The 24,964-nt window shown below is 55.7% G+C and carries 26 protein-coding genes, 2 tRNA genes, 1 pseudogene and 1 riboswitch; of the genes and pseudogenes, 15 read left to right on the top strand and 14 right to left on the bottom strand.

Going from position 1 to position 24,964, the window contains the following annotated elements:
- Positions 1-69: 69 nt before the first annotated feature.
- The 4 genes from uxaC to RX717_RS07145 are packed head-to-tail and all read left to right on the top strand — an operon-like array spanning position 70 to position 4,365.
- Positions 70-1,473 (top strand): glucuronate isomerase, encoded by a 1,404-nt coding sequence (gene uxaC, locus RX717_RS07160; RefSeq protein WP_107630579.1) that lies wholly within the window; start codon positions 70-72, stop codon positions 1,471-1,473.
- Between the two features lie 44 nt (positions 1,474-1,517).
- Positions 1,518-2,552 (top strand): TRAP transporter substrate-binding protein, encoded by a 1,035-nt coding sequence (locus RX717_RS07155; protein WP_107630580.1) that lies wholly within the window; start codon positions 1,518-1,520, stop codon positions 2,550-2,552.
- A gap of 16 nt (positions 2,553-2,568) precedes the next feature.
- Complete coding sequence (locus tag RX717_RS07150; RefSeq protein WP_107630581.1) at positions 2,569-3,060, top strand: TRAP transporter small permease; 492 nt, start codon at positions 2,569-2,571, stop codon at positions 3,058-3,060.
- Positions 3,061-3,063: 3 nt separating this feature from the next.
- Positions 3,064-4,365, top strand: a complete 1,302-nt coding sequence (locus RX717_RS07145) for a TRAP transporter large permease (RefSeq protein ID WP_054326063.1) — start codon at positions 3,064-3,066, stop codon at positions 4,363-4,365.
- A gap of 50 nt (positions 4,366-4,415) precedes the next feature.
- On the opposite strand, the gene RX717_RS07140 is transcribed toward RX717_RS07145, so the two are convergent.
- A complete protein-coding gene (locus RX717_RS07140) occupies positions 4,416-4,811 on the bottom strand; it encodes a helix-turn-helix domain-containing protein (RefSeq protein ID WP_107630582.1) in 396 nt (131 codons plus the stop codon).
- Positions 4,812-5,503: 692 nt separating this feature from the next.
- On the opposite strand from RX717_RS07140, the gene RX717_RS07135 reads away from it, so the two are divergent.
- The 3 genes from RX717_RS07135 (at position 5,504) to RX717_RS07125 (ending at position 9,212) form a co-directional block, all read left to right on the top strand.
- Positions 5,504-5,881 carry a RidA family protein gene (locus RX717_RS07135; protein WP_054328573.1) on the top strand — a complete coding sequence of 126 codons (378 nt, stop codon included), beginning with the start codon at positions 5,504-5,506 and terminating at the stop codon, positions 5,879-5,881.
- Positions 5,882-6,016: 135 nt separating this feature from the next.
- Positions 6,017-7,672 (top strand): tryptophanase, encoded by a 1,656-nt coding sequence (locus RX717_RS07130; protein WP_242977896.1) that lies wholly within the window; start codon positions 6,017-6,019, stop codon positions 7,670-7,672.
- Between the two features lie 145 nt (positions 7,673-7,817).
- Positions 7,818-9,212: a sodium-dependent transporter gene (locus tag RX717_RS07125; RefSeq protein WP_107630583.1), complete on the top strand. Its 1,395-nt coding sequence runs from the start codon at positions 7,818-7,820 to the stop codon at positions 9,210-9,212.
- A gap of 397 nt (positions 9,213-9,609) precedes the next feature.
- On the opposite strand, the gene RX717_RS07120 is transcribed toward RX717_RS07125, so the two are convergent.
- The 7 genes from RX717_RS07120 to RX717_RS07090 all read right to left on the bottom strand — a co-directional run bounded on the left by RX717_RS07120 (position 9,610) and on the right by RX717_RS07090 (position 14,636).
- The gene (locus RX717_RS07120) at positions 9,610-9,939 is read right to left on the bottom strand and encodes a hypothetical protein (RefSeq protein WP_316960635.1); all 330 of its coding nucleotides are present in this window, start codon (positions 9,937-9,939) and stop codon (positions 9,610-9,612) included.
- A gap of 40 nt (positions 9,940-9,979) precedes the next feature.
- Entirely contained in the window at positions 9,980-11,182 is a 1,203-nt protein-coding gene (bioA, locus tag RX717_RS07115; protein ID WP_107630584.1) for an adenosylmethionine--8-amino-7-oxononanoate transaminase, read from the bottom strand.
- 17 nt (positions 11,183-11,199) lie between these two features.
- Positions 11,200-11,883: a dethiobiotin synthase gene (bioD, locus tag RX717_RS07110; RefSeq protein WP_054328427.1), complete on the bottom strand. Its 684-nt coding sequence runs from the start codon at positions 11,881-11,883 to the stop codon at positions 11,200-11,202.
- Positions 11,876-12,847, bottom strand: a complete 972-nt coding sequence (gene bioB, locus RX717_RS07105; RefSeq protein ID WP_054328434.1) for a biotin synthase BioB — start codon at positions 12,845-12,847, stop codon at positions 11,876-11,878. The genes bioD and bioB overlap by 8 nt, the downstream gene beginning before the upstream one ends.
- Before the next feature lie 7 nt (positions 12,848-12,854).
- Positions 12,855-13,403 carry a biotin transporter BioY gene (locus RX717_RS07100; protein WP_107630585.1) on the bottom strand — a complete coding sequence of 183 codons (549 nt, stop codon included), beginning with the start codon at positions 13,401-13,403 and terminating at the stop codon, positions 12,855-12,857.
- 285 nt (positions 13,404-13,688) lie between these two features.
- Positions 13,689-13,964: a hypothetical protein gene (locus tag RX717_RS07095; RefSeq protein ID WP_107630586.1), complete on the bottom strand. Its 276-nt coding sequence runs from the start codon at positions 13,962-13,964 to the stop codon at positions 13,689-13,691.
- A 411-nt stretch (positions 13,965-14,375) separates the two neighbouring features.
- Positions 14,376-14,636, bottom strand: coding sequence for a UTRA domain-containing protein (locus tag RX717_RS07090; RefSeq protein ID WP_307718884.1), 261 nt, complete (start codon positions 14,634-14,636; stop codon positions 14,376-14,378).
- Between the two features lie 102 nt (positions 14,637-14,738).
- Here RX717_RS07090 and RX717_RS07085 point away from each other — a divergent pair, with 102 nt between their 5' ends.
- Positions 14,739-15,779: an alpha-amylase family glycosyl hydrolase gene (locus RX717_RS07085; RefSeq protein WP_107630587.1), complete on the top strand. Its 1,041-nt coding sequence runs from the start codon at positions 14,739-14,741 to the stop codon at positions 15,777-15,779.
- Between the two features lie 247 nt (positions 15,780-16,026).
- Here the strand turns inward: RX717_RS07085 and RX717_RS07080 are convergent, their stop codons facing one another.
- On the bottom strand, positions 16,027-16,539 hold the full coding sequence (locus RX717_RS07080) for a hypothetical protein (RefSeq protein WP_054328431.1): 513 nt from the start codon (positions 16,537-16,539) through the stop codon (positions 16,027-16,029).
- 618 nt (positions 16,540-17,157) lie between these two features.
- Between RX717_RS07080 and RX717_RS07075 the strand changes: the two genes are divergently transcribed.
- From RX717_RS07075 to RX717_RS07065, 3 genes are read left to right on the top strand one after another with little or no spacing between them, the layout of a single operon-like run.
- The gene (locus tag RX717_RS07075; protein WP_107630588.1) at positions 17,158-17,514 is read left to right on the top strand and encodes a hypothetical protein; all 357 of its coding nucleotides are present in this window, start codon (positions 17,158-17,160) and stop codon (positions 17,512-17,514) included.
- On the top strand, positions 17,492-17,977 hold the full coding sequence (locus RX717_RS07070) for a DNA-formamidopyrimidine glycosylase family protein (RefSeq protein WP_107630589.1): 486 nt from the start codon (positions 17,492-17,494) through the stop codon (positions 17,975-17,977). The genes RX717_RS07075 and RX717_RS07070 overlap by 23 nt, the downstream gene beginning before the upstream one ends.
- Complete coding sequence (locus RX717_RS07065; RefSeq protein WP_107630590.1) at positions 17,977-18,186, top strand: hypothetical protein; 210 nt, start codon at positions 17,977-17,979, stop codon at positions 18,184-18,186. The genes RX717_RS07070 and RX717_RS07065 overlap by 1 nt, the downstream gene beginning before the upstream one ends.
- 460 nt (positions 18,187-18,646) lie before the next feature.
- Here RX717_RS07065 and RX717_RS07060 read toward each other — a convergent pair.
- The 3 genes from RX717_RS07060 to RX717_RS07050 all read right to left on the bottom strand — a co-directional run bounded on the left by RX717_RS07060 (position 18,647) and on the right by RX717_RS07050 (position 19,596).
- Positions 18,647-18,731: transfer RNA gene (locus tag RX717_RS07060), tRNA-Tyr, on the bottom strand.
- A 29-nt stretch (positions 18,732-18,760) separates the two neighbouring features.
- Positions 18,761-18,836 (bottom strand) — tRNA-Thr (locus RX717_RS07055).
- Between the two features lie 85 nt (positions 18,837-18,921).
- Positions 18,922-19,596: a helix-turn-helix domain-containing protein gene (locus RX717_RS07050; RefSeq protein WP_107630591.1), complete on the bottom strand. Its 675-nt coding sequence runs from the start codon at positions 19,594-19,596 to the stop codon at positions 18,922-18,924.
- A gap of 342 nt (positions 19,597-19,938) precedes the next feature.
- Between RX717_RS07050 and RX717_RS07045 the strand changes: the two genes are divergently transcribed.
- The 4 genes and pseudogenes from RX717_RS07045 to RX717_RS07025 all read left to right on the top strand — a co-directional run.
- Entirely contained in the window at positions 19,939-20,367 is a 429-nt protein-coding gene (locus RX717_RS07045; protein ID WP_054326277.1) for a PaaI family thioesterase, read from the top strand.
- Positions 20,364-21,413, top strand: coding sequence for an A/G-specific adenine glycosylase (locus RX717_RS07040; RefSeq protein WP_107630592.1), 1,050 nt, complete (start codon positions 20,364-20,366; stop codon positions 21,411-21,413). Before RX717_RS07045 ends, RX717_RS07040 begins: the two co-directional genes overlap by 4 nt.
- Entirely contained in the window at positions 21,410-21,895 is a 486-nt protein-coding gene (locus RX717_RS07035) for a DNA-deoxyinosine glycosylase (RefSeq protein WP_054326275.1), read from the top strand. The genes RX717_RS07040 and RX717_RS07035 overlap by 4 nt, the downstream gene beginning before the upstream one ends.
- A 30-nt stretch (positions 21,896-21,925) precedes the next feature.
- A pseudogene (locus tag RX717_RS07025) lies at positions 21,926-23,232 on the top strand (MATE family efflux transporter); the annotation flags it as partial.
- Positions 23,233-23,322: 90 nt separating this feature from the next.
- Here RX717_RS07025 and RX717_RS15995 read toward each other — a convergent pair.
- Positions 23,323-23,922: a folate family ECF transporter S component gene (locus tag RX717_RS15995; RefSeq protein WP_159068027.1), complete on the bottom strand. Its 600-nt coding sequence runs from the start codon at positions 23,920-23,922 to the stop codon at positions 23,323-23,325.
- 69 nt (positions 23,923-23,991) lie between these two features.
- Positions 23,992-24,096, bottom strand: a riboswitch (THF riboswitch).
- Between the two features lie 26 nt (positions 24,097-24,122).
- A complete protein-coding gene (locus RX717_RS07020) occupies positions 24,123-24,929 on the bottom strand; it encodes a Cof-type HAD-IIB family hydrolase (protein WP_054326273.1) in 807 nt (268 codons plus the stop codon).
- Positions 24,930-24,964: the final 35 nt, after the last annotated feature.

Genomic DNA, 24,964 nt, shown 5'->3' with positions numbered 1-24,964 from the left:
TAAGAGTACAAAAAGAGGGAAAAAGAAATCATTTCCCCGATATTATATTCAGAAAGAGAGGTTTTACAGATGCAAGGTTTCATTCACGACGATTTCCTCCTGACCACAGAGCCCGCGCGCAGGCTGTATCACGAGCATGCGGAGCGCATGCCGATTTTCGATTATCACTGCCACCTCAGCCCGGCAGAGATCTACGAAAACAAGCAGTTCTCGGATATCGGCGAGGCCTGGCTTGCGGGGGACCACTACAAGTGGCGTGTCCTGCGCGCAAACGCCGTGCCGGAGGAATACGTCACCGGAAACGCCAGCTATCGGGACAAGTTCGACCGCTTCGCTGCGATTATGCCCTGCCTCATTGGGAACCCCATTTATCACTGGTCCCATCTGGAGCTCAAGCGCTTCTTCGGCATTGACGAGCTGCTGAGCAGCCAAACCGCCGATTCGGTGTGGGAGCGCGCGAACAGCAAGCTGAAAAGTCCGGATGGCGCGGCACGGTCCCTGATCTCTGAAAGTAATGTACGCGCCCTTTGTACGACGGACGATCCGGTTGATGACCTGCGCTACCATCGTCTGCTGGCGGAGGACAACAGCTTTACAACCAAGGTGCTGCCTACCTTCCGTCCGGAAAAAGCGCTGGATATCCTTTCCGCTGGCTATCCCGCCTATCTGCAGAAGCTGGGCGCCGCGTCCGGAATTTACGTCCGCACGCTTGACGACGTCAAGCAGGCGCTGGCCGCCCGTGTAGAGTATTTTGCCTCATGCGGCTGCCGCCTATCCGACCATTCGTTCGGCGCGCCCGATTTCACCGTCTGGGATGAAGGCGCGGCGGAGGAGGCCATGTCCAAGGCGCTGGCCGGCGAGCAGCTGCTCGATTACGAGGTCGCGGCCTATCAGTCGGCTATCATGGACTTCCTGGGCGGCCTGTATGCGGACAAGGGCTTTGCTATGCAGCTCCATATCGGCGCGATCCGCAATCTGAACACGCAGCGCTTCCGCTCGATCGGCGTGGATATCGGCTGCGACTCGATTGGCGATACCATCCCCGCCGCTTCGCTCGCCGCCCTACTCGACCGTATGGCGGTACGCGGCAAGCTGCCCCGCACCATCCTCTACACGCTCAACGCAGCGGACAACGACAAGCTCATTGCCGCAGCGGGCTGCTTCCAGGACGAAAGCACGGCGGGCAAAATCCAGTTCGGTTCCGCCTGGTGGTTCAACGATCATTTCGACGGTATGACCGCCCAACTCAAGAGCCTAGCCAATATTGGCGTGCTCAGCCGCTTTGTCGGCATGCTCACGGACAGCCGTTCGTTCCTTTCCTATCCGCGCCACGAATATTTCCGCCGCGTGCTGTGCGAGCTGGTCGGCGGATGGATTGCCTCCGGCATGGCACCCGCGGATTACGACGGTATCGGCAAAATCATTGAGGATATCTGCTTCAATAATATCTGGCAGTATATCGGGCTGGAATAAGTGCATTATCTTGCGGCAACTGAAAGAATAAAAGGGAGACGCTTATGAAAAAAAGATTTCGTGCGGCGGCGCTGGCATTGTCTGCAACGCTGATGCTCGGCGCGCTCGCAGGCTGCGGTAACAGTTCGGCCGCAGACCAGCGGGAAATCATCCGAATTGGTCACAACCAATCCACCAACCATCCGACGCATCTTGCGCTTGTTGCTTTTGAGGAGTTCATCGAAAGCAAGCTCGGCGACAAGTATGACGTCGAGGTTTTCCCCAGCGAGCTGCTCGGCTCGCAGAACGAAATGGTGCAGTTGACCCAGACGGGCGCCATCAACTTCTGTGTGGCCAGCAATTCCTTGCTGGAAACCTTCAGCGATAACTACACACTGTTCAACCTACCTTACCTGTTCGCCTCCAGCGAAGCGTACCACGCCTCTATGGACGACGAAGCCATTACCGGCCCGATTTTCGAATCCACCAAACAGGCGGGCTTTGAGGCCGTGACCTGGCTGGATGCGGGTACACGCAACTTCTATACGGTCGATAAGCCGATCGAGACCCCCGACGACCTGAAAGGCCTGAAGATCCGCGTGCAGCAATCCCCCACCAACGTGCAGATGATGAGCCTGCTGGGTGGCTCCGCCACCCCGATGGGCTTCGGCGATGTTTACACCGCGCTCCAGTCCAAGATCATCGACGGGGCGGAAAATAACGAAATGGCCCTGACCGACAACGGTCACGGCGACGTGTGCAAATATTATTCCTACGACATGCACCAGATGATACCGGATATCCTGATCGGCAATATCGCATTCCTTGACGGGCTGAGCGAGGAGGAGCGCGCGGTCTTCGACGAGGGCTTCGAGCTGGTCAACCAAGTTCAGCGGGAAGAGTGGGTAACCGCGGTCGAAAACGCTAAGGACCGCGCGGAAAACGAGCAGGGCGTCCATTTCATCTATCCCGACACGGCGCCATTCCAGGTGGCCTGCGCGCCGATGCACGACGCCATGCTCGAGCAATACCCTGACCTGAAGCCTATTTATGACGCAATACAGGCTTATAACAAGCAATACCCGTCGACTGAGTCCTGAGGGAGGTGTCAGAAAAATGAAAGCGCTGAGAAATGTACTCACCAAACTGCTCAATGTGCTTGCCGGCGTAAGCTTTATCGCAATGGTCGTCCTGACCTGCTGGCAGGTCTTCACCCGCTATGTGCTGCAGGATCCCTCTCCCTGGTCTGAGGAGCTGGTTTCCTACCTGTTTGCTTGGGCCAGCCTTTTGGGCGCGTCCCTAATTACGGGCGAGCGCGGCCATATGAATATCCCGATCGTCGTAGAGCGCGTGGGCGCGGGCATGCAGAAAACGCTCGGTATTCTCGGCGAGCTGGTCGCCTTTGCTTTCTCCGCCATCATTCTGGTTTATGGCGGCGTGCAGATCTCCCAGCTTGCCTTGGGACAGATGACCTCGTCGCTCGGCGTCGCTGTCGGCGTATTCTATGTCGTGCTTCCCCTTTGCGGCGTGTTGAACATGATCTATACCGTGTTGAATATTGCCGATATCTGCAAAAACGGCACAGAAACAAAACAGGAGGGAGCATAAACTATGGCTATTGAATCCTTGCTGATTATCATCGGCGTGCTGGCAGTACTGCTAATCGTCGGCGTACCGATCTCGTATTCCATTGGTATCGCGTCCCTAGTCGCGATTTTGCAGACCGTTTCGCTTGACGTATCGGTCGTTACCGGCGCACAGCGTATCTTTGTCGGCATGAGTAAATTCAGCCTGACCGCAATTCCTTTCTTTATCCTCGCCGGCAACCTGATGAACCAGGGCGGCATCGCTAAACGCCTGGTGGATTTTGTTATGGCGATACTGGGCAAGCTACCCGGCGCGTTGCTCGTGACCAATATCGGCGCCAACGCGCTGTTCGGCGCGATCTCGGGTTCCGCTTCCGCGGCGGCCGCTGCGGTCGGCAGCATGGTGGAAAAAGGCGAAGAGGAGCAGGGCTACGACAAGGCGCTCTGCGCCGCCACGAACGGCGCTTCCGCCCCGTCCGGCCTTTTGATTCCCCCGTCCAACGCACTGATTACCTATTCTCTTGCCGCGGGCGGCACCTCTGTAGCCGCTCTGTTCCTGGCGGGCTATATCCCCGGCATCATTTGGGCGCTCTGCTGTATGGTTGTTGCCGTAATCATCGCTACCAAAAAAGGTTATAAAGGCATCCCAGGAAAATTTGACTGGAAAAACCTTGGCGTTGCGACATTACGCGCCATTCCTTCGCTTTCTCTGATCGTTGTTGTCATCGGCGGTATCGTCGGCGGCATCTTCACCGCAACCGAAGGCTCGGCCATCGCGGTCGTCTACGCACTGATCCTGGGCATCTGTTACCGCAACATCACCTTAAAATCCTTCTGGAACATTGTTGTGGACAGTGCGAAAATGAGCGGCATGGTCGTCTTCCTGATCGGCGTATCCAACATTCTCGGCTGGGTCATGGCATTCACCCAGATCCCGCAGGCAATCTCCGAGGCCCTGCTCGGCCTGACGCAGAACCCCATCATCATCCTGCTGATCATGAACGTCATCCTGCTCATTGCCGGTACGTTCATGGACGTTACGCCGGCGATCCTGATTTTCACGCCGCTGTTCCTGCCGGTTGTCAAGACCTTTGGTATGGATCCTGTACAGTTCGGCCTGATTTTGGTCTACAACCTGTGCATCGGCAATATCACTCCGCCAGTCGGCAACACGCTTTTCGTCGCAATCAAGGTAGGACGATCGACGCTATCCGGCGTCATGCCCTATATGCTATGGTATTACGTCGCTATTTTGGTCGGCCTGTTGCTGGTCACTTATGTTCCTTTCATCAGTTTGGGACTGCCTATGGCCGCCGGCTTGCTATAAACGGAAAAAAACAGAAAACCGCGGAAAACCGTGGTTTTCTGTTTTTTATTTTATACCTCCGAGAGCTTTTCCAAAAGCTCGGACTGGATGCGCAGCCGGATATCGATTATCTCGCCGCGCTTTTCCTGGGAGAGTTCCTCGCCGCCTGCTGCCGTTCCATCGGCGGCAGACGCCTCCGCGCTGCCCCGTGTTTTTCCCGTTCCTGTGTTCAGGCGACGCTCGGAGAGCTGCGCGATTTCGCTTACCGGCAGCATATCCTTCCGCCTGCCGCGTCGGTCAAGCAAGCCTTTTGGACCCTCGGCCTCAAACTTCCGCAGCCATCCATAAATCTGATAATAGGAAACATGGTATTCTTTTATTGTCAGTGCATAGTCTTTTCCATGCGCGATGCAGTAGCTTACAATTTCTATCCGCTCTTCCAACGTGGTTTTTCTTCCCTTTTCCATACGACCACCCTTTCGACTTAGCTTTTCTTCTTAATACAGATAGTTGCACGCAGCCGCACAAAAGAGGGGCTGATTCCACAAACGCCGTCTTAACACCGGCAGCCGCTTCTCTAATATTCCGAACAGACTGCGGATATCCGCTTCCTGACACAACACTGGTTTGAAGTATGCGGCCGCATTTGCACCGCTCTATCCAGTTGCAAAAAATGAGCAGGACCTCAAGGTGGGAGGGCCTGCTCATTCTATCAGGAAAGGCGGCGCACCCTCCCCAATCATCTAAACTGCTGCGAATAAATAGAAACCGCAAAGGGGTTCTATGACAGACTCCACCGCTTATCCCAGCGGTACAAAAATAGCATCAATAAAACAGCAAGTCAAGCGACCTTAAGGAAATTGGCAGGTTAGCCGCATTTCTATACGGTATCTTAACGACCGTTTTTCCCTCTTTTTTCATCGCGCTGTGAAACAGTAAACGCCTTCCCTTTCCTGCAAGCACCACTTGGCTGCCCAACCTTTTACAGTTTTGCGCAAACAAACAAATTTTTTTTATCGCAGATCACCAATTACGTGCAATATATCACTAAATAAACAAAAAAATTTTATATATTTATACAAATTGCATAAAACACCTTGACAAATAATTCTCCTCATAATAAAATAATCTCAGAAAAAACGAAGGAGGAGGGTGAAAGATGAAAAAGGAGATAAATACGGAACGGGCGCCGGCGGCGATCGGGCCGTATGCACAGGCGGTAGCGGTGGATGGGCTGGTGATCACATCGGGCCAGCTGCCGATCGACCCGTCGACAGGAAGCTTTCCGGAAGGGATCGCAGAGCAGACGAGACAGTCTCTGACGAACGTCAAGGCGATACTTGCGGAAGCGGGGGTCGGGATGGACCGCGTGATTAAGACCACGGTGTTCCTGAGCGACATGAACAACTTCGGTGCCATGAACGAGGTATACGCCACCTTCTTTGGTGAAGGCGGTTACCCAGCCCGTTCGGCGGTCGAGGTGGCGCGCCTGCCGAAGGACGCCCTGGTAGAGATCGAAGTCATCGCGGCCCTGTAAGCGTTTTCCCCCTGTTCCCCTTGTAAGGTACTGTCCGCCAGTCGCGACGCCGGAGACGCAGGCCGGCATACGATGACCGGGGTATCCTCTAACAAAAGGCGCATACCGCGCCGTGATCAATTGGAGGTAATAAATATGGACAAAAAAATGGCTCACTATCCGCTGGATGTACCTGCACCGCATCACTATACGTTCGCTGTTCGTGACATCCCCGAAGTCACGATCGAGCAGCGCGAGCGCGCGCTGAACGCGACGCACTGGAACGAGTTCGCGTTTCCGGCCGCTATGCTGACGGTCGATATGCTGTCCGACTCGGGTACCACCGCGATGACCAACCACCAGTGGGCGTCGCTGTTTCTGGGCGACGAGGCGTACGGCCGCAACACGGGGTATTATGTACTGCTGGATACCTTCCGCGACATTTTTGAGCGCGGGGGCGAGAAGAACTGGAAGAAGATCATCGACCTGGTGCGCACGGACTGCCGCGACGTAGAGAAGATGATGAACGAGGTATACCTGTGCGAGTACGAGGGCGGGCTGTTCAACGGCGGCGCCAAGCAAATGGAGCGTCCGAACGCCTTTATCATCCAGCAGGGCCGCGCGGCGGAGTCCGTGCTGATGGAGATTGTCCGCAATATTCTGGCTCGCCGATACCCGGGCAAGAAGTTCACCATCCCGTCCAACGGCCACTTTGACACGACCGAGGGCAACATCAAGCAGATGGGCTCGATCCCGCGCAACCTGTACAACAAGGAGCTGCTGTACGAAGTACCCGAAGGCGGCCGCTACGAGAAGAACCCCTTCAAGGGCAATATGGACATCGAGAAGCTCGAGCAGCTCATCCAAGGCGTCGGTCCGGAAAACGTGCCGCTGGTATTCTGCTGCATCACGAACAATCCGGTATGCGGCCAGGCGGTTTCCATGGCGAACATCAAGGAGATCAACCGCGTTGCGCATAAGTACAATATCCCGCTGGTATTCGACGTAGCGCGCTGGGCGGAGAACTGCTACTTCATCAAGATGAACGAAGAGGGCTACGCCGACAAGTCCATCGCGGAGATCGCGACCGAGATGTTCCAGTACTGCGACGCGTTCACCATGTCTGCCAAGAAGGACGGCCACGCCAACATGGGCGGCATGCTGGCGTTCCGCGACAAGGGCCTGTTCTGGAAGAACTTCTCCGACTTTGACGAGAACGGCAACATCATCACCGATGTCGGCGTTACGCTGAAGGTCAAGCAGATCTCCTGCTACGGCAACGATTCGTACGGCGGCATGTCGGGCCGTGATATCATGGCGCTGGCGGTCGGCCTGTACGAGAGCTGCGACTTCAACTACCTGAACGAGCGCGTTGCACAGTGCAACTACTTGGCCGAGGGCTTTTACAAGGCGGGCGTCAAGGGCGTCGTGCTGCCGGCCGGCGGCCACGCGGTGTACATCAACATGGATGAGTTCTTCGACGGCAAGCGCGGCCACGATACCTTCGCGGGCGAGGGCTTCTCGCTGGAGTTGATCCGCCGCTACGGCATCCGTGTTTCCGAACTGGGCGACTACTCCATGGAATACGACCTCAAGACCCCTGAGCAGCAGGCTGAGCTGGCGAACGTGGTCCGCTTCGCGATCGACCGCAGCCGTCTGACCCAAGAGCATCTGGATTACGTCATCGCGGCGGTCAAGGCGCTGTATGAGGATCGCGAGTCCATCCCGAACATGCGCATCGTTTGGGGCCACAAGCTGCCGATGCGTCACTTCCATGCCTTCCTCGAGCCCTACCCCAACGAAGAGAAGTAAGCTCATCCGTATGAAAATCTGGGCGTAACCTGCGCCGCGTGGAAAGCGCGCAGGGCAAGTGTGATGAATCGGGCCGCGGATAACTGAATAGTTTCCGCGGCCTTACCGGTTCATGTTTGGCTCATGTCATGAAGGGGTGTAAAGAATGGAGAATAACGGCAAGCTTCAAAATCAGGATGGCTTTCGGTCCCAGTGGGGCTTTATCATGGCCGCTGTTGGTTCCTGCGTCGGTATGGCAAACGTATGGCGCTTCCCGATGCTGGTGTCCAAGTACGGGGGATTAACGTTCCTGATCCCTTATTTCATATTTGCATTTATCATCTGCCAGTCCGGTATGATGGAAGAATTTTCGTTTGGCCGCTGGGCGAAAAGCGGCCCGTCCGGCGCGTTCGGTAAGGCTATGGAAAACGGCGGCAAATCAAAATCGGTCGGCGAATGGCTGGGCGCAGTTCCGATTATCGGCGCTTTCTGCCTGGCTACCGGCTACGCGGTTATTATGGGCTGGGTGTTCTACTGGACCAAAATGGCGATCACTGGCGAGCTCACCGCGATGGGGCAGGATATGAGCGCTATCGGCGGCGCGTTCGGCGCAGTTGCTCCGGAAGCAGATAGCCTTGGCGAAGCGATCAAGATGACCTTCGCTACCGGCGGCGCAAATAACCTGTGGATCATCGTCGGCGTAATCGTTTCCCTGCTGATCATGGTCATGGGCGTTGCGGGCGGCATCGAAAAATCCTGTAAGATCATGATTCCGGCACTGTATGTGCTGTTTATCGCACTGGCAGTCCTGATGATCTTCACTCCGGGTACCTCGGAAGGCTACAAGTATATCTTTACGCTGAATCCGGAAGGGCTCAAGAGTCCGGAAGTATGGGTTTACGCATTTGGGCAGTGCTTCTTCTCGCTGTCCGTTGCAGGCTCCGGCTCGGTCGTATACGGCTCTTATCTGGGCGATAATGTCAAGATCCGCCAGTCCGCTATCATCTGCGCGATCATGGACACCTCCGCGGCGCTGCTGGCAATGTTCGTCATTATCCCCGCTATGGCTTCCGCTGGCGGCGATCTCGGCGACGGCGGCCCCGGTCTGATGTTCGTCTCCGTGCTGCCTGTATTTAACAGCATGGGCGGCGTCGCAAGACTGATCGTTATCTTCTTTTATGTGGCGATCCTGTTCGCAGGCGTTTCGTCGGTCATCAACCTGCTCGAGGTGCCGATCAACTTCCTGCAGGATCAGTTCAAACTGAAACGCTGGGTCCCGACGGTGATTGTACATGCGGTTTCCCTGGCTATCGCGTTGATGATCCAGCCCTGGACTTCTCAGTGGATGGATATGGTTTCGATCTACATCCTCCCGCTTGGTGCAGTGACCGCTGGCATCATGTTCTTCTGGATCATGAAGAAAGATACGGCGATCGCTGCAGCACAGCTTGGCTCGGAAAAACCGGTCATGAAGTGGTTTATCCCGTTTGGTAAATATGTGTTCGTCCCATTATGTGTCCTCTGCTTTGTTTTGGGCATTGCATGGGGCGGCATCGGCTGATCCCTCGTCGGTTATCCCCCCGATTTTCCCTTTCAAACAGCGGAGGCTCACAGCAAATCATGCTGTGAGCCTCTGCTGTATTATCCACCGGAGCATGGCATGTCCGATATGAAAAGGTATCGTATCTGCCCCGGCTTTTTCGGATAAGTACATGTCTGCAAAGAACAATAAAAGCACTACTTTTGCAGACGGGGGGGGAAAATCAGAATGAAACAATACCAATTAGCAGAAAAGCTGATCACGGGCTACATCCGCTATTTACGCGCGGAGGAGCGCGGTACCGGCACGTTCGAAAAATACCTGCTGGACGCCGCCCGCGCCCAGGGCCGAGAACGTCTCTCCCTGCTCTTGGAAGCCATCTGCGCCACCGGCATCCGCGTTTCCGAAGCATGGTATATCACTGTCGAAGCCGCGCGGGAATCCCCCTCAAGGGGAAGATACGCACCACCCTGCTGCCTGCTAAACTGTGCCGCAAGCTGCTGCAATATGCCAGAAAGCAAAAAAAAACCGTCTCCGGCAAGATTTTTCTCATGGGAAACGGCAAAAGCCTGTCGCGCAGGCAGATATGGGCGAATTTGTTTTTGTGCTGGAATACATTCTTTCCAAAAGCAGCTTTCGGAGGGATCATAAACAACAGCGGCCCCGATCTGCCAATCATGCCCTTTTTACCCGTTTCATTAACAGTCTCCTGTTCGGGTCGCTCTATTGCAGTTGCACGTCCGCTCATAGGCATTGAGAACGCCGATCGCCGTTCCTCCCGTTTTGTTTCATCCCTCGGCAAACCATGCTTTCATGGTATCCAAAACCCTGACAAGCGCTTCCTCCGTAATCACATAAGGTACCATCGCATACATATAATTCAGGAAAGGCCGGCTGAACACGCCCCGCTCAAAGGCAAACTGTTGGTATCCCGCAATCGTCTGGGGATCGTATACCTCAACACACACGCAGGCACCCATAATGCGGATCTCCTTGATCCGCGGATCGGAAAAGCCTCTCATTTCCCTGCGTGTGATCGCCTCTATCCTGTGTATTTTGGACATATAATCCTGTTTTTCAAACAGCTCAATGGATTTCAGCGCTACACTGCAGGCCAAAGCATTCCCCATAAAGGTCGGCCCGTGCATCAAGGCATGGGCGGGATCGTCGTCATAAAAGCCTTCGTATACCCTGTGGCTTGTAACCGTGACGGCATGACCGATATATCCGCCGGTCAACGCTTTTCCAAGCACAAGGATATCCGGCAGGACCAGATCCGCAACAAAACGGTTTCCGGTACGGCCGAAGCCCGTAGCGACCTCATCAAAAATCAGGAGTACGCCATAGCGGTCGCAAAGCTCCCTGGCGCGCTTCAGGAAAGATATATCATACATCCGCATGCCGCCCGCCCCCTGCAGCAGTGGTTCGACAATAAAGCAGTTCAGGCGCTCATGGTACGCCGCAAAGGCTTTTTCCAGCGCTTTGATTTCCGTCGGGATATGGATGACCTTTTCTCTTTTCCCATAGGCCTTCAAAACAAAATGATAATCCTCGTCGTCGCCTACCTCCATGGCCTTGAACGTGTCCCCGTGATAGGCGTGTTCCAGTGCCAGCACCATGGTCCGCTGCGTTTCGTCCCGATTGACGTAATACTGCAGGGCGATCTTCAGCGCGACCTCCACAGCGACACTGCCGGAATCCGAAAAGAAGCAGCAGTCCAGATCGCCTGGGAGCCATTCCTGCATCTTGTCAGACAGCTTCTGCGCCGGTTCATGGGTCAGCCCTCCCAGCATGACGTGAGCAAATTTCCCCAACTGCTCCGTGATCGCCTGGTTAAGCTCCGGATGCTTATACCCATGGATAACGCTCCACCAGGAAGATACGGAGTCGATCAGCTTCCGGTTTTCTGTATAAAGGTAAACCCCTTCCGCATCTACAATCTGGTAAGGCGGCTTCATGGTTTTCATCTGTTGATATGGATACCAGATCATTTTATTCCCTTCCTGTTTTATTCATATAAGGATTCCAGCGTTTCCAGTGGGATATCCAAATCCGTGTCCCCGTTTTTTACGCAGGCCAGCACCTTTAACCCTGTCATGTATTCACACATCGATCGATTATCCTGATGCATCATACTCTCCGGATCGAAGTGGTTAAAAATGATCCCTTTGACCGGAAGCTGATGCGCCTTCATATATTCCGTGGTCAGCACCACGGCATTGATCGTACCCAGCCCCGCATCCGTCACTATCAGGCTGCTCAGCTTCCGCGCCTTGATGAAATCTTCCAACAGCAGTTCCTGTCCGTCGAAGCGGAGCGGGCAGACAATGCCGCCTGAACCCTCCGCCGTAACATATTCATGACGGCCGCACACTTTATCAAAATCATGGAGCACCCGCTTCAGCTCCACTGGATTGCCCTCCATGCGGGCCGCCAGATGCGGAGAAACCGCTGTTTCATAGAGATAGGGACACATCTCGCTTATCGGCTGCGCAATACCGGAAACCGCCTTTACATGCAGGGCGTCGCCCGCAAGCAGACTGCCGTCCGCCCTGCGGTCATTCCCGCTCATCGCCGCCTTGTAATAGGCGGCGTTCCTTTTATTTCCCCAAAGCTTTTTGATGATCAGACCCGTTACATAGGTCTTACCAACATCGGTTCCCGTGCCTGTAATAAATATTTTTTTACTCATTGCAAAGGCCCACCTCGTATCCCAGACCTTTCAGCAGCTCCATATCGGTTTGCGTGGTAATGCCGGCAGTTGTCAGCATATCGCCGGAAATCGCCGCGTTAGCGCCGGAGGTAAAGCAGCTCCTGCCCTTATCCGGCAGCTGCCCCCTGCCGCCTGCCAGCCGGATCGAAGCGTCCGGCAGAATAAAACGGTATACTGCAACGATCCGCCGCATATCCTCCACGGTCAATCGAGGGTTATTTTCCATCGGTGTACCGGGAATGGGGTTGAGCATATTGACCGGAACGCTTTTGATCTGCAGCCTGCGCAGCTCTATCGCCATGTCGATCCGGTCTTCAGCTCTTTCGCCAAGCCCCATGATCCCCCCGCTGCATACCGAAAGCCCTGCCGCCTGCGCCGCGTGGATCGCCTGCACCTTGTCGTCAAAGGTATGCGTCGTGCAAATATGCGGAAAATTCCTGCGGGAGGTTTCCAGATTGTTGTGTACTCTCGTTACGCCCGCCTCCTTCAGCTTGCGGAATTGCCTCTTGTCCAGCAGGCCAAAGGATACGCAGACCGAAATGCCAACCGTCCTTTTTATTTCTTGCACAACCCAGCACATCTGCTCCACCTCCCCATCAGACAGCCGTTTGCCCGATGTGACGATGGAATAACGGAGTACTCCCCGTTCCTGATTGCGCTTTGCCTGCGCAATGATCTCCTCTTCCGGCAGCAAAGGGTACTGTGCGGCGCCGGTATGGTTATGCGCGGACTGCGCGCAAAACCTGCAATTTTCCGAGCAGCGCCCGCTCTTCCCGTTGATAATCGTGCAGATATCAAACCGGTTGCCGCAAAAATGTCGCCGGATAGCATCCGCGCTTTTACACAGTTCGTCCAGTGGCTGCTGGTAAAGGCACATCGCTTCCACCTTTGTGATCGGTTCGCCGCTTAGAACTTTTTCCGTCAACTGCTGTAAAGCTTTCATCATCACATCACATCCGATTCATGATAGGGATCAGCCGTTTTCCCAGGATGGCGCCGAGAATGCACAGCACAATATCACCAGGCACGACCAGAATAAAACAGTACAGGAACAAGGGCCACAAACCGATTGGAGTGCCCAAATAGAAATTGCTTATCAGATAATAATATACCATTCCGAATAAGTACACGATTCCAAGCCCGATAAAGTTAGCGACAAGCAACCGCTTATATCCCGGATTGGCGGCTTTGTTTGCGATGCGTCCCGTGACATAGGATGCAATGGCAAACCCGATAATATAGCCAAAGCTCGGTTTCAGCACATAGGCCAAGCCGCCACCTTCCGCAAATACCGGCAGCCCCATAAGCCCAAGCACAATGTAGATGCAGACCGAAGCAGCGCCCCATTTTCCTCCCAGCAGCAGCCCTGCCAGCATGGTAAATAAAAGCTGCAGCGTAAACGGCACCACTGGAATGGGAATCCGAATAAACGCCCCTACAACGATCAGCGAGGTAAACAAACCGCAAAGAATCAAGTTTTTCGTTTTTGCCGTTCTCATTCTTTCTCTCCTATGGTACGCTTCCGATCTATCGCATATTTTCCGCAAGCGCCTTTTTCCCGTGGATGCATTTCCTGCCTTTTAATCGAGAATCAGTATAACATACCCACACTCCACCGTCAACCTATTTTATTTTTAGGTTTACAATAATTATTGTTTAGGCAACGTTTTCTAATTCGGTAGCCAGCCATCCGGTCAGGCCGGTCAGAAGCGCTCCCGCACCTCTTCATCAGCGGCGGTAAAATGCTCCTCCAAAAACGCCTGTACTGGCTGGATATCGGTCGACTAGTTGAGCAGAGCAATGATATCCGCTACAGGTTCCGGCTCCGCGGCGGTTTCGGATATATACTCGAGCAATACATGATTTTTTCCGTTTCCGCCGCAAAGACAGCGCCGTGTTGGACACTGCGGATAGAACGCATCAACATCCTCCAGCCGGTGCAGATGCGTATATGCCTTACACACACTCTCCGAGACGACGTCGAGCGCATCCTCTCGGTTTCTGGTATAGCTATAGGCCACGCAGTAAAACGAGTCTTTCCGCGCATCAATCAACTCCATGAATTATTCTTCGTCGACATTTGATTTCTTTTTCAGCAGCCTCATATCCTGTGTCCTCCTTTCATATAGTTAGACGCCGGTCAGGCACCGTTCGTTGAAGCGTTTTTCCCAACCCGCTCCGCGCGTCTTTCGTCAGGACGCACTCCCCGTCTTACGCACAGCGTTGTCCTGAAAGCGGAAATACTGCGGGTGATGGCGGGACCGGGTATATTCAAACATGACGCCATCGCCGTTATAGGTTTGGCTGATGACAACCGCAAGACCGTTGCAGTCCCCCAAATTCAGATACTCCTAGTCAAGTGGCGTCGCCTTTTCCACCGTTACCACCCGTTTGCTGTTGACGATCGAAACATGCAGCTCCTGTTCCAGATAACGGTAAATCGAGCCGGAAGCAACCTCCCGTGTCAAGTTTCATGCCACATCCTGCCGGAAGGAGCTGCGGTTCAGGATCAACGGCCGTCCGTTCAGATAGTGCAGACGCTGGATAGAATACAGCCTTGTCCCCTCCGAAAAGCCGGTCTTTTCCGCCAGCGCCGGATTGGTCGCCACCTCTGAAAAGCGCAGCACCCCGCTCGTTCCTTTCCAGTGATTGCGCGCGGCCGATTCGGCAAAGGTTTCGATCGTACCAAGGGTAAATGTGGCCTGCCGCGCGGGTTCAAAAATATTGCGCACACCTTTTCCCCGCATAGTCCGCACATAACCGGCCCGCGCCAACTCGCCGACCGCACGGCGCAGCGTGTTGCGCGGGCAGCCCAGCGATCAGCGTATGCTCGGATGGCAGCAGTTCCTGCGGCGGATACTGGCCGGATTCGATCTTCTCCTTATGGGGTTCAACCACATAAATGGTTTCGGAAAGCGCTTTCCGGCGATCCTAATTACGAGGATTATTATATCTGGCGCGAAGGCGGTCCCGACGGCACGCCGCCAAACAACTGGGAAAGCAAATTCGGTGGCAACGCTTGGAAGTATCTTCCGGAAAAGGGCAAATGGTACCTGCACCTGTTCGACCTCACGCAGGCTGACCTCAACAAGGGCTTCCGCTTTGATGCAGAACTGCTACCAATATGCGGGGGCGGATACCGGCGAGTTGAGCATAGTATTCTCGTTCCATCACCTCAAGAAGGTGGATTATGTAAGCAATGGTGGCTTGTGCCATTTGATTTTCAAAAGCTCAAGGATATCCTGTTTTCGTGGCAGACTGGCATGAGCGAGCACAACGCCTGGAACGCGGTTTTCTGGTGCAACCACGACCAGCCGCGCGTGGTATCCCGCTTTGGCGACAAGGGCGAATATTGGAAACTGTCGGCCAAGATGCTGGGTACGGTTATCCACTGTCTGCACGGCACGCCCTATATCTATCAGGGCGAGGAGACCGGCATGACCACCCTGGGCTTTTCCTCGCTCGACCAATACCGCGACGTGGAAAGCATCAACCATTTCCACATCCTGCGCGGCTGTGGACTGCATGAGGACAGCGCCTATGATATCCTCCGCGTACAATCGCGCAATAACAGCCGCACGCCTATGCAATGGGATGGCAGCAAAACTGGCGACTTCTCCGCCGCCGTGCCGTGGATCGAAATGAATCCCAACCATACGGCGATCAATGCTGCCAGCCAGATAGACGATCCCGATTCTGTGTTCGTCGCCCACTACCAGAAGCTGATCGCGCTCCGTAAGCAGTATGATGTGGCCGCCAACGGCGACTTTGCACCGCTTGACAGCGGGCATCCGTCTATACTCGCCTACACCCGCCGTACTGCCGGCGAAACGCTGGTCGTGGTCAACAACTTTTACCGCAGGGAAACCGAGTAAGACTGTCCGGTCGACCTGACCGGCTTCCGCTGCCTGCCTTTCAACTATGAAGACGCTGCGGTACAGAAGCATCTGCACCTGCAGCCATACGAGTCCCTGGTGTTCTACCGCGTGGAATAATCCACGCTGGACGACGCCGAACAGGGATTTCCGTGCGAAAAGGCCTGCGGTTTCTTTCCCTGTCAGCAAATATTTTCCTATAAAAAGGCTGCGGCAGACACGAAAAAAGTGGTCCGCCGCAGCCTTTTTACATAGTTTCCTCCGAAAGCAGATAGGCGGCGGTCATTTCCAGCATGCTCGATCCCTGATCGATACGAATATCCGGAATGGCGCGCCACAACCGGTCTACACGGGCTGTCCCCGCTCCGGTATCCGTATAAACAACCACCTGCTCCATCCCTACCTTTGTATTTTCAAACCGAAGATGAACGGCGTATCGCCGGTTATTGATCCTCACTGGCCGTGTGTATTGAAACCGGTCAAATTCGTTCGCATCCGTCCAGTGGTACAGCTCGCTCTCCGCCAGTTCGCGCACCGTGCCGTGCTCGCCCAAGCGGACCGCCGTACTGTTCAGCACCAGCCCTGCGCGGACCGAGGTAATCTGATTGGTGTCGGCAAGCGGCATCTCACCGGTGTCGAGCGCATACAGGACGACCGTTTCCCCTGTTATGAGTTGTACCTCCCGCGCAGCCGGCAGTTCTCTTCTCCCCGTTTCCGCGTTCTCCACCTGTTCCCTCTGCGCAAATATCGTTGCTTTCATGTATGGCGCCTCCCCATTTCTCACATTATTTGCCGCCTATGCGGGAGCTGCCCTGTCAGCATGGCTTCCCCGCCCTGAACCGCGGATTATCATTGTATCACCCTCCCTGCGCATTTCCTGTCCGATCGTGCTGGCGGGGAATATTGTTTGATGCGGCAAGGCAGCGCCGTATTGGCTGCAGGCTGGACGGGTATCGTCTGCGCCCTTCTCCCTATATCAAAAGCCCGCGAAACCGTTAACAGTTTCACGGGCTTTATGGCGCAAAGGCACTGTTATTTTTCTGTGCCGCTCCACACCCACCCTCTCACTTTGGGCATATCGACGCCGTACTGGGTAATATATCGCTTGTGCTCGATCAGGCGCTTCTCCATCTCCTTCCAAAGGTGCGTCCCCCCGATTACCCAACTGCGGCAGGCGCATCAGCACGTCCTGCACCAGATGGAACCGGTCGATATCATTCTGCACCCGCTGGTTCATCAACACCCTGGACGAGTGCTTTCAGCAGGACATGGACGGTGCGGTCTCCATCGAACAGCGGCTGGCCGCGATGCAAGCCTTTCATAGCGCTGGAGGCGCACCACCTGCTTTATCTCGCCTATTTTCCCGGGCATCACCGATATGCCGGCCATCATCCGGCGGGTCAAGGGGCAGTGCAACCTGATCTGGCTAGAAAACCTCAACCTGCGGGGCGACTACAAGACGATAATATTGGATTATATCCGTGAAAAACACCCTCACCTGCTGCCGCTGTATCAGGAAATTTATGTACAGGGAAACCGCGGCTATTGGCGCATGCTGGACCAAGAACTCAAAGCCGACGCCGCCTCGCTCGGGCTGGACTATATGACCAACGACGACAGCATGCAGTGGCCGTTCGACGCGCCGCCGGTCGTCGTCAACCATTTCTATCACGAGCAGATCAAGCGCTCTGCCAGAAAGGACGGGAGCCGCCATGCCGAAACTGTTGGAGGTTAAAACCATCAAGCGGGTCATAGCGCCCCAGATACAAGAGCTGACGATCGAGCGCGTCCAGATACGACGGCAGGTGGTGGTCGCACCCCCCGCCACGGAGGTATTCTGCCGGAAACTGGCCGGACAGACGGTATCCGGTTTGGAGCGCTGGGAAAAATTCCTGCGTTTCCGGCTGACGCTCGGCGGCTGCGCAATTCTTCACCTGCGGCTGACCGGCTGCCTGTTGCCCCCTGCCGAAATGCCGGAAGAGAAGCACACCCACCTGATCCTAGCGTTCAGCAGCGGCAGGGAGCCACACTTTTCGGATACGCGTCGGTTCGGACGTTTCTGGCTGCTCCAAGACGGGGAAGCCGATACTTACAGCGGCATCGCAAAGCTGGGCAAGGAGCCGTTCGACGCGGACGTTTTCGCAAACTACCTGCGCGCCCTCCTGGGAAGGCGGAAAAGACCGTCAGGGAATGCCTGATGAACCAGGCATTCATCGCCGGCATCGTCAATATCTATGCGGACGAGATCCTATTCGCGGCGCGCATCGCACCCGTGCGCGCTGCAAGCAGCCTGACCGGCGGGGAGTGGGCGCGGCTGTCGACCGCCATCCAGGAAGGGCTCGCCTACTTTATCGAAAAAAAACGCGACCACGCCCGAGGAATACATGAAACCAAGGGGCAGGCCTAACGCAACACACCGTTTTTGCAGGTCTACAGGCATTAGGGCTAGCCTTGCCCCATCTGCGGGACGCCGCTGCGCCGCGTCGTACTCGGCGGGCGAAGTGTCCAGCCTGTCAACATTAGCACAATGGAGGAACAGCAAGATGGATACGATCGATTCTCTTTTTCAGCAAATTGTTAGGGATAACGCCGAGAGGCCCGCGGTCATTGAGTTCAACCGCACCCTGACTTCTAGGGAACTGTCCGAGCTGGTGGGCCGGATCGTAGGCACGTTCCCTGCATATGACCCTCGGGCAATTCTGGGAAAGCAGAATTGCCCGAGGGCTGTCCTGTGTCCCCGCTCCGCCTTATCTGATTACAGCCTTCCGTACCTGGCAACGCTTTGCCGCTCACGCATTTAAGCGGGAGACTAAATAAAATGATATATTAATGCAAAAAGCACTCCGCTTGGAGTGCTTTTTCATAACTGGTGGGAGGTGGTGGATTCGAACCACCGAAGTCATAGACGACAGATTTACAGTCTGTTCCCTTTGGCCACTCGGGAAACCTCCCATATTCGATTGCATGCCGCCTTAAAAGGGTGGAGCTGGTGGACGGACTTGAACCCCCGACCTGCTGATTACAAATCAGCTGCTCTACCAACTGAGCTACACCAGCGTTTTCGCAGGTTTTGTCTGTCTTAGCGACGTTATTTATATTATCACAATCCACCGCCACCTGTCAACAGTTTTTTTCAATTTTCTTATTTTATACTCACATTTTTTCCAAGCGCTTCAATTGAATCCGATACCTGCTGCAAAATCGTCAAGAAAGCCCCTGCCTGCTCCGGATAGCGTTTGCTGATCTCGTTGGGCGACATCGGAAAACGATGCAGTTCCTCTGCCGAAAGGCCGAAGCCCGCCGCCCCCTGCGCTGCTGTGCGGATGCGCAACTCATGCTGCTTCAGGCGCGCATCGCACAGGTACTCAAACTGCTCCCGCGACGCGCGGAACACAGCCTCTACGCCCGCCGGATCGGCCATATAGATATATCGGTATGCCTTATAAACGGCAATCGACAGGTACGCTTCCACTTCGCGCGGGAGCTGCACGCTTCCGGTCTGGCCGGCCAAGTCAAGCAGCAGCGCCGCCGCTTCCACAACACGGTTCTTTTCCTGTTCAGCATCCTCCCTGCCATCCATCCTGCCAGCAGGCACGGCCGAACCGTCTCTTGCCATCGAGCGCCCCAACAGGTAATCACAGGATACGCCATAGTAATCCGCCGCGCGTACCACAAAAGACAGCCCCGGTTCGCGCAGGCCATTTTCATAATGGCTGAGCAATGCCTGCGATACCCCCAAGTCGGCGGCAGCAGTACGCTGGCTTATTTTCTTTTCCCGCCGCAAAAGCGCGAGCGTGCGAGAGAAATCACTGGCCATATCTCTGTTACCCCATCATAAAACTATTGTTATTATACTCGCTGTATTAGCGTTTGTAAAGCACCGAAAAAACCTTTTTCGTCCTTTTCAGCTTTCATTTCGTCCTGTTTTTATCATTTTCACGTTATTTTGTTGCACTATCGTGCCGTGATAACTACATCTTGTATGCCGTTGTTTTTCCATTTCCTTAACAATTCTTTTTTATTTTCGTAATGGAATCCACCGCCGCTTTGCTTGACTGCATCCCTCGCGGTCTATTATAATAAAAGTAATTCAACAATTCTTCCATGGTGCGGCTGCCTGCGCATTGCCGCACCATGTCCATGCAAAGGAGCCTTGCTTATGAAAACTGAAATCGAAAGAATCCTGAAACTACGTCAGGAAGCAAACGGCCTGAACAAGCTGATGCATATGCGCGTCATCACCCTCGATGAGGACGGCGGCGCGACGGTGGAGCTTGACCTGACCGACGAGCTGCTCAATCCGCTCGGCATGGCGCACGGCGGCACGATTTTCACGCTCTGCGACATCGCCGCAGGCTCAGCCGCCGCTTCGCACGGTATCGTCGCCGTTACGCTGGACAGCAATATCCATTATTACCGGCCTGGGCATGCGGGTACGACGCTTACCGCGGTCGCCTATGAGCGTAAGCGCGGCAGCAAGACGGCCGTCTATATGGTAGAGGTGCATGACGAAGCGCGGCGCCATATCGCGGACGCCGTTTTCACCATGTTCTATACTGGGGAAACGCTGGGAGACAAGACAAGTTGAACGGTCTTTCCCCCGCGCTTGTTCCTCCGCTGCTCGGCTGGTATGACCAAGGACACCGCGACCTGCCGTGGCGCACGTTGCCCACGCCTTACCGTGTATGGATCAGCGAAATCATGCTTCAGCAGACGCGCGTTGAGGCTGTGCGTAGATACTTCGACGGCTGGATGGATGCGCTGCCGGACATCCGCGCGCTGGCGGAAGCGGAGGAGTCCGTTTACATGAAGCTGTGGGAAGGGCTCGGCTACTACAGTCGGGTGCGCAACCTGCACCGCGCCGCTGTCGTACTCTGCCAGGAATACGGCGGCCAGCTTCCCGCGGATTATGACAAGCTGCTTTCGCTTCCCGGCATCGGCGAATACACGGCCGGCGCGATCGCGTCGATCGCCTATGGGATTCCCGTTCCCGCGGTGGATGGAAACGTGCTGCGCGTTGCCGCGCGGCTGGATAACGATTTCACACCGATCACGGATGCCAGGTATAAAAAGCAGACGCGCGAACGCTTTGCCGCATGGATGCCCGCGGATCGGCCGGGCGATCTCAATCAGGCGCTGATGGAGCTTGGCGCAACCATATGCCTGCCCAACGGCGCGCCGCGCTGCGGGGACTGTCCGCTGCAGCACTTGTGCTTGGGCTATCACCACAAAAATGCGTCCTCCCTGCCGCTACGTGCCGCTAAAAAGGCGCGGCGCATCGAAAACCGCACCGTACTGCTCGTGCGCTGCGGCACGCTCGTCGGCCTGCGGCAGCGCCCCTCCGCCGGCCTGCTTGCCGGCCTGTGGGAGCTTCCCTCGCTCGACGGGCATCTTTCGCCCGAGGAAACGCGGAGCGCGCTTGCCGGACTCGGCTGGCAGCTCCGCCGGATGCTTTCCCTCCGTCCTGCCAGGCATATTTTCACCCATGTGGAGTGGCATATGAACGGCTATTACATCGAGCTGGATAACCAGCCGGAACCGCTTACCTTTGTCAGCCCTCCAGCGCTGCGCGCCACATACGCGCTGCCCAGCGCATTTCGCGCCTTTCTCAACGTGATCGAGGAGGAACTATGAAAACCCAGACCGTTGTCCACAATTTCCCGCCGCTATATGACAGTGAATCCCGCGTGCTGTTGCTCGGCTCAATTCCCAGCCCCAAATCACGCGAGCTCCGTTTCTTTTACGGCCATCCGCAAAACCGCTTTTGGCGCGTGCTTTCCGCCGTATTAGGCGAGCAGCCTCCGCAGACCATCGAAGAAAAACGCGCCATGTGCCTGCGCCACCATATCGCGCTGTGGGATACTATCGCCCGATGCGATATCGCCGGCGCGTCAGATACCAGCATCAAAAACGCCGTGCCGAACGACATCGGCCGCCTGCTGCGGGAAAGCAAAATAGAGCGTATTTTCGCCACCGGCGGCAAATCTGCAGAGCTGTACCGCAAGCTTATCGAACCGCAGACCCATGTGCCGATCACACAGCTCCCCTCCACCAGTCCGGCCAACGCCGCGTGGTCGTTGGAGCGCCTGATTGAAGCATACCGCGTCATTTTATAGAAAGAGGGCGTATTGCAAACGAAAAAGGATCTGTTCTCAGCAAAAGCGCTGAAAAAACTCATCTGGCCGCTGATATTGGAGCAAATCCTGTCCATCACCATCGGCCTGGCCGACACCATTATGGTATCCTCGGTTGGGGAGGCCGCTGTTTCCGGCGTTTCCCTGGTCGATATGCTCAACGTGCTGATTATCAATATCTTTGCCGCCCTGGCAACAGGCGGCGCGGTCGTGGTGGCGCAGCTGCTCGGCTCAAGGAGCGCGAACGCGCATGCGACGCGGCCAAGCAGCTTTATTTCGTCGTCACGCTGATCTCGATCGGCATCGCCACGATCGTCATGCTCCTGCGCGAGCCGCTGCTCCGCCTGCTGTTCGGCTCGATCGAACCGGACGTTATGCAAAGCGCGCTGACCTATCTGACCATCAGCATATTCTCCTATCCGGTCCTAGCGATCTATAATGCCGGCGCGGCGCTGTTCCGCGCGCAGGGCAATTCCAATGTTTCCATGATGATCGCGGGGCTGATTAATATTGTCAATATAGTTGGCAACGCAACAATGATCTACGGCTTTCACACAGGCGTCGCGGGCGCGGCGCTCGCCTCGATGTTCGCGCGCATTGTCGCAGCGGTAGTTATTACCATCCTGCTGTTCAATCCCGCGCACACCGTGTCCCTGCGGCGCGGCACGGCATTCCGGCCGGATAACCGGCTGATCCGCCGCATCCTGCAGATCGGCGTCCCTAACGGCCTGGAAAACAGCCTGTTCCAGTTGGGGCGCGTGCTGGTTGTCAGCATTATTGCACTGTTCGGAACAACGCAGATCGCCGCAAACGCGGTCGCAAACAATCTGGATTCGATCGGAATCATCCCCGGCCAAGCGATCAATCTCGCCATGATCACGGTCGTCGGCCAATGCATCGGCGCTGGGGACGCGGAGCAGGCACGCCGCATGGCGAAAAAGCTGGTCAAGATCACATATCTTATTTTGGGCAGCACCTGCCTGCTGTGCATGCTGTTCAGCCCGCTCGTCCTGCGGATCTACAGCCTCTCTCCCGAAGCGCTTTCCCTCGCGCGCATCCTGGTGCTCATCCATAACGGCTCCGCTATCCTGTTCTGGCCGATCTCCTTTACCCTGACCAATGCGCTGCGCGCGGCCAACGATGTGCGCTATCCCATGTTCTGCGCGATCGCCTCCATGATGTTGCTGCGTCTGGGCGGCGGCTACATCCTTGCCGTGCAGTTCGGCCTCGGCGCGATCGGCATCTGGATCGCCATGGTCGCGGACTGGATCTGCCGCGCAATCTGCTTTACAACGCGTTTCCACGGCACCAAATGGCTGACCTTTGCCCCGGCCTTCGGCAGGCGGCGCAGAACGGCAGCCTATAAACAGAAAAACACCCCGAACCCTTTCCGGTTCGGGGTGTGCTTTTTATCTTGTCGTATCCGCTTTGACCGCACACGCATCGCCTGCAGTACCCGGCAGCGCCATGTAAATCTTCAGGACCATTTTCATGCCGAAGTAAAGCAACACGACCTCCAGCGGCAGCACCAGCAGGTTTTTGGGGATACGGAGCGCGAGCAGGACATTCATCGCTTCGCCGCCTGTCATGGAAAGCCAGAGGGAGTTCAGGCCGATATTACAGAACAGGTTGATGCACACCTTGGCTCCGATTGCGCGGCCGACTGTCAGCCGGCGGGGATACAGCCACACCCCCCAGAATAAGCCGCCCATGATCGCGGTAACGGTAAAGCCCGGGAAATATGCGCCCATCGTCAGGTTACCGGCAAAATAACCCAACACATCGGTACCTATGCCCGCCATCATAGCGACCGCCGGTCCGAACAGCATGCCGATCGCCGCGTTGCACAGGAAGCCAAAACCGATGCGCAGGTTCGGCGGCAGCTTGATGGTCAGTCCGAGCAGATCCAGTGTGATGTTGACCGCGATCAACAGCGCGGTAAGCGCCAGGCAGCGCGTACTTTTCAGCTCTCGGAGAGACTGGACGAAAATATTCTGTTTTTTTTGCATAGAAAAAGACACCTCCTGTAAAAAATTCATCTGTTGCCACAGCGATTTAGGAGATGCCTAAACAGTTGCAGCAGCGGGATGCGGCCACAATACCGCAGGGGGATTTTCGTCCCTTTCGTCCGCTGAACAACTCCCCGTCTCAGCGGCACTTAACGCATTGTGACCTACTCTGCTTTTTCCTGTTCTATTGTATCACGCTTTTACGTCTTGTCAATACCAAGTGTCCGCCGGATCGTGCGGCAGACCCCGTCGTCATCGTTAGAGGGGCAGATATGCTTTGCCGCAGACCGAAGGGCTTCGTGTCCGTTCGCCATGGCGTAGGACTCTCCGACCGCCTGCAGCAGTTCCAGGTCATTTAGGTAGTCTCCGAACGCCATGCACTCGTCCGGCGCGATGCCCAAGCGGCCGCAGATTATCCGGACCGCAAGTCCCTTGTTCATTCCCGGGCGCATCAGGTCAATCCAATCCTCGCCGGAAAGCGCGACTTGGCTGGTCTGCGCAAACGGCCGGAACGCCGGCATCAGCACCCGCTCCGCGCTGCGCGAGCAGAACAGCGCTACCTTGCACACAGGCTGGCTGCGCGCGACCGCAAGCAGGTCGTCCGTATAGTGCCGGCGCGCATAGTAATACGACATGTTTTCCAGAAACACGGTATCTGTCCGATTCTCATAATAGCCTCCCTCCCGACAGGCCAGGATCGCGTGGGTTTTGGGAATCGATCGGGCCGCCACCACCGCTCGGACGACCTCGTCCGGCGGCATGGCCTCGAACGAGAGGAGCTCCGCCCCGTCGCAGACCATCGCGCCGTTTTCACTGATATACAGCAGTTCGTCCGCAATCGGCGCGAACAGCTCGCGCAGGTTGTAATACTGCCGTCCCGACGCTGGAGCAAACCGGATGCCGCGCCCGCGTAGCTCCCCAATCAGGGGGAACAGGTCGGGCGAAAGCTTCCGCTCGCTTGTCAGCAACGTTCCGTCCAGGTCTGCGGCAATCAGCTTGATGGACATGACAGGTCTCCTCCTCTTTCTCCATACCGACAGAT

Origin of the sequence: Intestinibacillus sp. NTUH-41-i26 (genome assembly GCF_032769475.1) — a bacterium.
GTDB classification, from domain to species: domain Bacteria; phylum Bacillota; class Clostridia; order Oscillospirales; family Butyricicoccaceae; genus Agathobaculum; species Agathobaculum ammoniilyticum.
The sequence above is the reverse complement of the archived record's forward strand: the minus strand, read 5'-3'. Positions and strand labels throughout refer to the sequence as shown.